Below are 6,937 nucleotides of genomic sequence, written 5' to 3' on the forward strand. Positions count from 1 at the left end.
CCGCGGACGCCGCGACCGCGCCGTTGCCGACCGTGTCCTGCCCGGCGTCCGGCAGCCGGTCCGACGGCGGAAGCGGCGCCGGTCCGCGCCCGGCGGCCAGGGCCGCCGATACCGCCGCGTTGGACGCGGGTAACGGGTGCCGCGCGGGGCCGCGTACGTCCGGCCGTTCCTTCGTCGGGTTCGCCGGGGTGGGAACCCTCTTCGACGTCCTGGGCCGCAGCGCGAGGGCCTTCGGGGGTGGCATCGGACGAAACCCCTCTCACTGCACATTTCTCCCGGTGAGAGTGCCAGCACGGGCGTGACGCGGCCGTCACCGCCCCGTTGGTGAAGCGTCTCCGGGAGCCCGCGCCGCGTACGAACGTGCGTGCGGGGAACGCGAAGAGGCGAGGAAAGGAGTCATCGTGCCCGTCACCTTCCGCAAGAGCTTCCGCATCCTTCCCGGCGTCCGGCTCAACATCAACCGCAAGTCGGTCTCGGTCACGGTCGGCAAGGGCGACGCCAAGCGCACCTACTCCTCGACCGGCCGCCGGACGACCTCCATGGACCTCCCCGGCCCCTTCGGCTACCGGAAGACCACCACCAGGACCAGCTCACGCCGCTGACGACTCGATCGAGGCGCCCAGCCGGGTGATGGTGTCCTGTACGTCGGGCACCGGCTTCGGCGCCCTCGAGCGGTGCGGGTGCGGGGTGCCGATGTAGAGCCAGCCCAGCAGCTGTTCCCCGGGCCGGAGCGCCAAGGCGTCGTGCACCGCGGGGGACCCCAGCCCCTGCCCGGTGCGCCAGATGCTTCCCCAGCCGTGATCGTGGAGCAGCAGCTCCAGGCAGTGCACCAGCGCCGCGGTGGCGGCCAGCTGCTCCCACCGCGGGACCCTGGTGTTCTGCCGCGGGACGAAGACGATCGAGGCGAGCAGAGGCGCCCGCAAGGGCTTGAGCGCCGCACGGGCCTGCGCGTCGTCGGGGCCTGCCGCGGCGAGGGCCCGTCCCAGCCGGTGGCGCTGCCCGCCCCTGAGGAGGACCCACCGCCAGGGCCGCAGCCGTCCGTGGTCCGGCGCGGCGGAGGCGGTCCGCAGGAGCCGGGTGAACTGTTCGTCGTCGGGTGCGGGATCCGTCAACTGCTGCTGGCTTCGGCGGGTGAGGACTGCTTCGGTCAGTTCCATGTCGTCACTGCTTCCTGGTCAGCGGCCGCTTGGACGCATACGGAGGCAGGCTGCCCGCGCCGGATGGTGTGCGGGGGCGGGCAGCCTGCCTCCGGAGCGCTTCAGCCGGGTTCGGCGCGTGCCGGATCGTGTGCCGGATCGGGGAGGGCATGGGCGAAGCAGGTACGGCTTCGCCGGATCTCATCGGCGATGATCTCGCCCACGTGGCGGCTGTGCGGCTGGGCGCGGACCTCCGTCTCCCAGCTGGACCACCAGGTGCCCCCGGCGGGCTTGTCCTCCCGGAACGTGGCACAAAAGCTCAGCCGGGTGCCGTCTCCGGCGGGGGTGGGCCCCAGCTGGATGCGGAGGTCGGCCTCGGGAGCCTCGATGCGGATGACGTCGTCGACGCAGGAGACGCGCAGCGCGTCGGGGACGACATCGTTGATCAGGAGGCGTGCGTGATGGATGGCGGAGCCCCGCACGCTCATCGTGGCGTGGCGGACCCGGTCCACGGCAACGGTCATCGCCAGCTCCCCGGCGTGTGGGGCTCGGGCGCCTTCCTCAGGTTGTTGTGCCGGGCGGCCGCGGCCGTCTTCCTGAAGAAGTCGACATAGCTGCGCTCCACGTGGGTGGCGTGCCGCCGCGCCTCGTCATGCCGCTCCGGCAGCCGGTTGATCGGCACGGTCATCGCCGCGTGGTGCTCGATGTGCAGATTGTTGCCGTTGGTGAACCAGGTGGTCAGCCAGCTGCCGCGAATGGACCGGGTGTTGTGCAGCACATCGGTGGTCTCGCTGTCGCACAGCAGGTGTTCGGGCAGCTCCACCAGGAAGTGCATCGGAACGGCGAACAGCAGCGGCACCACCCACAGCCGCAGCAGGAAGTCTCCGTACCCGGCGACGGCCACCGCGGCGGCACCGGCGAGGATCACCCCCAGCAGCCGGTACTCGGCGATGATGTCCCGCCGGCGCCGTTCGGCTATCTGCCCCAGGTCATACGTCCAGCGGCCGGTGTAGCTCTGGCCGATGTCCTTGAGGACGGCGAGGAGGCGCGGGTAGTCCAGGAGCCCGCGCACCAGCAGGCCCCAGGTGAGTGGTTTGCGGGTGTCGAAGCCGAAGAACTCGAGGTCCTGCGGTGTGCCGAGATAGCGGTGGTGCTGGAGATGGCGGACCCGGTAGTGGCTGTAGGACACCAGCAGCGGGATGCCCAGCGGAACGCCGACCAGGCGGTGGGGCTTGGCGGCGCGGAACGCCGAGTGATGCAGGCACTGGTGCTGGAGTTCCACCATGTGCGTGTAGAGGGCGCCGAGCAGAAGCGTTCCGGCGAGCGCGACGGGCAGGGAAGGAGCGAGGGCGAGGTATCCGGCGAACCCCACCAGGCCGAGGGCCACGAGGAGCTTGGCGATGAAGACGGTTTCGTCCCGCCGGGCGACCCGTGCCTTCTGGAAGAGAAGTCGGGGCTGTGCTGGAGAAGGAGCGGACATCTTCGGTCCCTTCAGTCACGGAGGGCGCGCATGGCCTGCCAGATGTGCCGGTAGTAGCCGTTGGCCACGCGGACCCGGGTGGCCACGCCGATGGAGATCGCCCGCAGCAGAGCGGGGGAGCGGTCGACGAGCGGCACGAACACGCCGTCGAACCATTCGGCCCCGTGGTCGGCATCCACATGGACATGGACCCGCTGGTAGTCGATGACGTCGGACGGCACGCCCAAGCGGTCGCAGCCGTCGACCATGGCCTGGAAGCGGGGAGAGGCACTCTGCTCCAGGACACCCATCGCGCCCAGGGCACGGGGGTTGAGATGGCGGTGGATGCCGTACATCAGCAGCAGGCAGGCGTTCTCATAGGCCTCGGGGCAGTACAGCTGACCGCGGTCGACACCGGCTTTGTCCAGGCAGTCGCGCATGTAGACGGCCGAGTGCTCGAACATGCGGGTGTGGACGCCGTTGATGTCGCCCTCACCCATCTCGTCCCAGTAGTTCTCGGCGATGGTGAGCTTGGTGTGGCCCTCGGTGCCGATCTGGACCATGGCCATGAGGTCGTCGAACTTGCTGTCCACGAGTTCCTCGCCCATGAAGAAGAGGGCCATCTCCTCCAGGTTCGCCTCGTGGGCCAGGTAGTCGCAGAACTCCGGCTGCGTGTGGGCATCCGCGACCGCGAGGAACCACTCGCGGAAGGCGGCTCCGTCGGCGGGCAGGTCCGCGGTGTCGACCTGGGCGTCCTCCCACGCGAGCCAGGCGTCCTCGATGGCCGTGATCTGCGGGTCGGCGTTGAGCCGGGGAATGGACGCGAACGCCTCCGGCCCGGCCATGTAGGCCACGTAGTGCTTGTGCAGCCGCCCCAGCAGGGACAGCCGGGCCTGCGGATCAGGGTTGCCGTGATCGGGGAAGGCCGAGTCGAGCTGGTCGGCGAACGTTGCGGTGGGCGCGTCACGGAAAGTGGTGAGCGTCATGTGCGGTGTTCCTTCCTTGAGTTGGGCCTTGAGCTGGGCCTTGAGTTGGGCACAGTGAGCCGGGCGCGTCGCACGGCTCAGCGGGGCTGCGTACCGCGGGTGATGACGTCGATGAACACGTCCCGGTAGCCGGGGCGGTCCGGCTCCGCGGGGGTGATGGGGGTGGCGTCGTGCAGCGTCTCCCCGTCGTCGGCGAGCAGCGTGTCGCCGGGGGCGGTGAGCGGCTCGGAGTGGATCTGGCGGCGCGTCACCGCGTCGTACAGGCCGCTGCGCCCGCCCTCGATGCCGCACCGGCGGACCAGGAGGGTGACGACGTAGTCCACGCCGTCGCGGTGCATGCCCTCGGGGGTCGGGTTGCCGGTCTGTTCGCTGCTGGTGGTGATCCGGTTCTGGAAGCACTGGTGGTGCCAGACGTCGAAGCCGTGCACCTCGGTGAGGACGGCGGTGAGACCGGCCAGCAGACCGCGGAACAGGGACCCGGAGGTGACCGCGGTCTCGATCGGCTCATAGGTCCGCAGCACACCTCCGTTGAGGTGGTTGATGTCCGGGCTCTGGAGATAGGGCCGGGGCTGTAGTTCGTCGATGAGGCCGTCCGCGTACACGTTGAACACGGAGTGCCGGCGCCTGCGGTAGGTCTCGCCGTGCGCCATGAACGCGTCCACCGGCAGCCGCGACCAGCTGTCGGCGAACGCGTCCCACTCGGCCGGAGTGCTGTAGTCCTCGTCCAGGAGCGTGAAGACGCTGCCACTGGCGAAGCGATTCTCCGCGATTTCCTTCGCCCATATCGTAGGGGACATGTCCATCCTTTCCGGCTGTGGTGGCGTGTCGGTATTCCGGGGTTCCGGGATTTCCGCACACCGTTCCTGTCATGTGCCGGTGACCATGTCCGACAGCGTTCCCCAGTTCCCGGCGAAGAGCCACCACGATGAAGAACGACGGCATAATCCTGGCCGCCCGGAATGGGCAACGTTCGCGATATGTGTACGGTCATTGCACTTCGTGCCGACCGGCTTCAACGATGGACCGACCGTGATGTCGCCTGAAAGAGGACGATCATGTCTGCACCCGGTCACGACTTCTATGGCCAGGGCCCGCGCCGGGTCCAGGATCTCCTGGGAACCCGGAGGCTGGCGGACCACATCGCACAGCGCTACGTGGCCGACCGCCTGGACGACACGGCGGCCGGGATCATCGAGGCGGCGGACTGCTTCTACCTCGCCACCGCGAACGCCGCAGGGGCTCCCGACTGCTCCTACAAGGGAGGACTCCCCGGCTTCCTGAAGATCCTCGCCCCCGATCAGCTGATGTTTCCCAGCTACGACGGAAACGGCATGTTCCGCAGCCTCGGAAACATCCTGGAGAATCCTCGCGTGGGGATTCTCATCATCGACTACGAGAAGCCGATAAAGCTGCGCATCAACGGCGAGGCACAGGTTTCACAAAACCCCGAACAGCTCGAGGTATTCCCGGAGGCGGACGCCGTCGTACTCATACGGACGACGGAGGTGTTCGAGAACTGCCCGCGTTATCTGCACGAGGTCGGACAGCGCCGCCATTCCGACTACGTCCCGCGTCCCGGCCATGTTCCACCGGACCCCGAGTGGAAGCTGAAGAGTGAATACGAAGGGCTGGTCCGGCTGCGGAATCAGCGCCCGGATCAGGTGCCCTAGGGTCCGGATCAGGTGCCGTAGGCGACGCCCGCGGTGCGCGTATAGGCCTGCTGGAGGCGTTGCTGCAACACGGTGAACCACCTGGTCGCCGCGGCGGCGGCCTCGGCGACCAGAACCACGGTGCGCGCGGGCGCGGGGATCTCTCCGGCCTGAAGACAGCGGGCGAGGTCGCTGCGGGTGGCGAGCGCCGAGGACGGCACGAACGCCAGGGCGTTCAGGGCGATCGCCATCTCCTGGGCGAGCACCCAGTCGTCGGTGCGGCCCACCGGACGCGCGGTGATCTTGTGCCGTGCGAAGTGGGTGGCGATGAGACGGTCACAGTCCGAACCGGCCCGGGGCAGCACCCAGCGCATCGCCGACAGCGGCTGACCAGCACCGGGCCGGGTCACCGCGGAGATGAGATCCGGCGGCCCGACGAACAGGAACGGGTCGTGCCGCAAGGGCACGACCCGTAGTAGATCTCGTGGCTCTTCGCCTGTCTCCTGGAGTGATACCGCCGCCTCCAGGACGCCTTCTCCCACCAGCCTCCGCTCCTCGTACGGGGCGGTTTCGAATAAGTGCATGTCGAACGGCAGGTCCCCGAGACCTTCACCGGCACGGCGGTGAAGCGCGCACCGGACGACGGCAGCTGGGCGAGGTGCGTCAAGTGCTCGACCAGGGGGATGCCCGCGCCCAGCAGCAGGGAGTGGGCGGGGCGTTCGCCGGTGTGGGTGCCGTCGATGTTCAGGGAGTCGATGCCCACGACGGCCGGGGCCGCCTGGGTCAGGAGCGCGGCGGCCTCTGCCGACAGATGCGGGTGATGTCCGTTGCCGTAGCGATCCGTTCCCCAGTGCCGTGACCAGCCGGTGCGCAGGAGCACGGCCCGGCCCGCGAGGTCACGGCCCGCCAGACACTCGGGGCCGATTTCTTCCTCGTCCGTGTCGATCACGCAGGCCTGCACGTTGGCGACCTGGCGCAGATCCAGACGGGTCAGGTCGTAGCCGTCCGCGTAACGGTGGAAGGGCACGTCGAGGTAGGTTCCGGACTGCCCGACCAGGCACAGCCGTGCGCTGTGGAACTCGGTGCCGGGCGCGTACATCTCCCGTGACTTCTCGCGGGAGATGTAGTCCTCCAGCACCGGCTGCTGCATCCCGGGATAGGCCGTCGCGCCCGAGGTGATCTCGTGACTGAGGTCGACGAAGGCACTTCCGCTCCCGCCGCTGCGGGTCTTTCCGGTGGAGTGTGACGTGATGGCCATCGAACTGCCTTCCTGTTCGCTGGAATGTGTAGCGTCGATGCCGGGAACGCGCGCGGCAAGTCGGTTTGAAACGTTCCGGCCAACTGCTGTTCAGCAGGTCTCGCCCGCTGGAGCCGGGGTAGCCCGGTGGGCGCTCTCGTGGCCGCGCTCGTGCCGGGCGAGCGGACCGACCAGCCCGATCAGGACGGCCGCCGCCGCGAAGGCGCCGTCCACGCCCACCACTTGGGAGGCCACGCCCACGACCACGGCACCCGCCCCGGTACCCGCGTCGTAGGCCATGTTCCACGCCGTGCTGGCCATGCCGTGCCCCTGCGGGCCCGCCCGGCGGAACATCATCACCAGGGTGTCGTTCTGTAGCGCGCCGAAGCCCAGCCCGTACAGCCCCGCCGCCGCCGAGGCCAGCGCGGCCGCCGCGGGCAGCCCGGCGGCCGCCCCGGCAACCCCCGCCG

Annotated in this window: 8 protein-coding genes and 3 pseudogenes; 2 read left to right on the top strand and 9 right to left on the bottom strand. The window is 69.2% G+C overall.

The annotated features are described in order from the left end of the window. A pseudogene (locus tag EEJ42_RS36120) lies at positions 1-244 on the bottom strand (hypothetical protein); the annotation flags it as partial. A 157-nt stretch (positions 245-401) separates the two neighbouring features. Here EEJ42_RS36120 and EEJ42_RS36125 point away from each other — a divergent pair. Next, positions 402-602 (top strand): DUF4236 domain-containing protein, encoded by a 201-nt coding sequence (locus EEJ42_RS36125; protein WP_123106427.1) that lies wholly within the window; start codon positions 402-404, stop codon positions 600-602. On the opposite strand, the gene EEJ42_RS36130 is transcribed toward EEJ42_RS36125, so the two are convergent. The 5 genes from EEJ42_RS36130 to EEJ42_RS36150 form a co-directional block, all read right to left on the bottom strand. After that, positions 591-1,157, bottom strand: coding sequence for a nitroreductase family protein (locus tag EEJ42_RS36130; RefSeq protein ID WP_123106428.1), 567 nt, complete (start codon positions 1,155-1,157; stop codon positions 591-593). The genes EEJ42_RS36125 and EEJ42_RS36130 overlap by 12 nt on opposite strands. Positions 1,158-1,258: 101 nt before the next feature. Beyond that, positions 1,259-1,660: a hypothetical protein gene (locus tag EEJ42_RS36135; protein ID WP_123106429.1), complete on the bottom strand. Its 402-nt coding sequence runs from the start codon at positions 1,658-1,660 to the stop codon at positions 1,259-1,261. After that, positions 1,657-2,616: a fatty acid desaturase family protein gene (locus EEJ42_RS36140; protein ID WP_123106430.1), complete on the bottom strand. Its 960-nt coding sequence runs from the start codon at positions 2,614-2,616 to the stop codon at positions 1,657-1,659. Before EEJ42_RS36140 ends, EEJ42_RS36135 begins: the two co-directional genes overlap by 4 nt. 11 nt (positions 2,617-2,627) lie before the next feature. Beyond that, positions 2,628-3,581: an iron-containing redox enzyme family protein gene (locus EEJ42_RS36145; RefSeq protein ID WP_123106431.1), complete on the bottom strand. Its 954-nt coding sequence runs from the start codon at positions 3,579-3,581 to the stop codon at positions 2,628-2,630. Between the two features lie 77 nt (positions 3,582-3,658). Continuing rightward, positions 3,659-4,378 carry a 2OG-Fe dioxygenase family protein gene (locus tag EEJ42_RS36150; protein ID WP_246097593.1) on the bottom strand — a complete coding sequence of 240 codons (720 nt, stop codon included), beginning with the start codon at positions 4,376-4,378 and terminating at the stop codon, positions 3,659-3,661. A 258-nt stretch (positions 4,379-4,636) separates the two neighbouring features. Here EEJ42_RS36150 and EEJ42_RS36155 point away from each other — a divergent pair, with 258 nt between their 5' ends. Further along, positions 4,637-5,251, top strand: coding sequence for a pyridoxamine 5'-phosphate oxidase family protein (locus EEJ42_RS36155; protein WP_123106433.1), 615 nt, complete (start codon positions 4,637-4,639; stop codon positions 5,249-5,251). A gap of 8 nt (positions 5,252-5,259) precedes the next feature. On the opposite strand, the gene EEJ42_RS36160 is transcribed toward EEJ42_RS36155, so the two are convergent. The 3 genes and pseudogenes from EEJ42_RS36160 to EEJ42_RS36170 form a co-directional block, all read right to left on the bottom strand. After that, entirely contained in the window at positions 5,260-5,814 is a 555-nt protein-coding gene (locus EEJ42_RS36160) for a LysR family transcriptional regulator substrate-binding protein (RefSeq protein ID WP_123106434.1), read from the bottom strand. 164 nt (positions 5,815-5,978) lie between these two features. Next, a pseudogene (locus tag EEJ42_RS53405) lies at positions 5,979-6,488 on the bottom strand (cyclase family protein); the annotation flags it as partial. Positions 6,489-6,578: 90 nt separating this feature from the next. Further along, a pseudogene (locus EEJ42_RS36170) lies at positions 6,579-6,937 on the bottom strand (MFS transporter); the annotation flags it as partial.

Origin of the sequence: Streptomyces botrytidirepellens, assembly GCF_003721215.1 — a bacterium.
Classification (GTDB): Bacteria; Actinomycetota; Actinomycetes; order Streptomycetales; family Streptomycetaceae; genus Streptomyces; species Streptomyces himastatinicus.

Excerpts from the sequence above, each read along its gene's own strand:
- EEJ42_RS36130 (WP_123106428.1), bottom strand. The coding sequence starts at position 1,157 with ATGGAACTGACCGAAGCAGTCCTCACCCGCCGAAGCCAGCAGCAGTTG.
- EEJ42_RS36135 (WP_123106429.1), bottom strand. The coding sequence starts at position 1,660 with ATGACCGTTGCCGTGGACCGGGTCCGCCACGCCACGATGAGCGTGCGG.
- EEJ42_RS36140 (WP_123106430.1), bottom strand. The coding sequence starts at position 2,616 with ATGTCCGCTCCTTCTCCAGCACAGCCCCGACTTCTCTTCCAGAAGGCA.
- EEJ42_RS36145 (WP_123106431.1), bottom strand. The coding sequence starts at position 3,581 with ATGACGCTCACCACTTTCCGTGACGCGCCCACCGCAACGTTCGCCGAC.
- EEJ42_RS36150 (WP_246097593.1), bottom strand. The coding sequence starts at position 4,378 with ATGTCCCCTACGATATGGGCGAAGGAAATCGCGGAGAATCGCTTCGCC.
- EEJ42_RS36155 (WP_123106433.1), top strand. The coding sequence starts at position 4,637 with ATGTCTGCACCCGGTCACGACTTCTATGGCCAGGGCCCGCGCCGGGTC.
- EEJ42_RS36160 (WP_123106434.1), bottom strand. The coding sequence starts at position 5,814 with ATGCACTTATTCGAAACCGCCCCGTACGAGGAGCGGAGGCTGGTGGGA.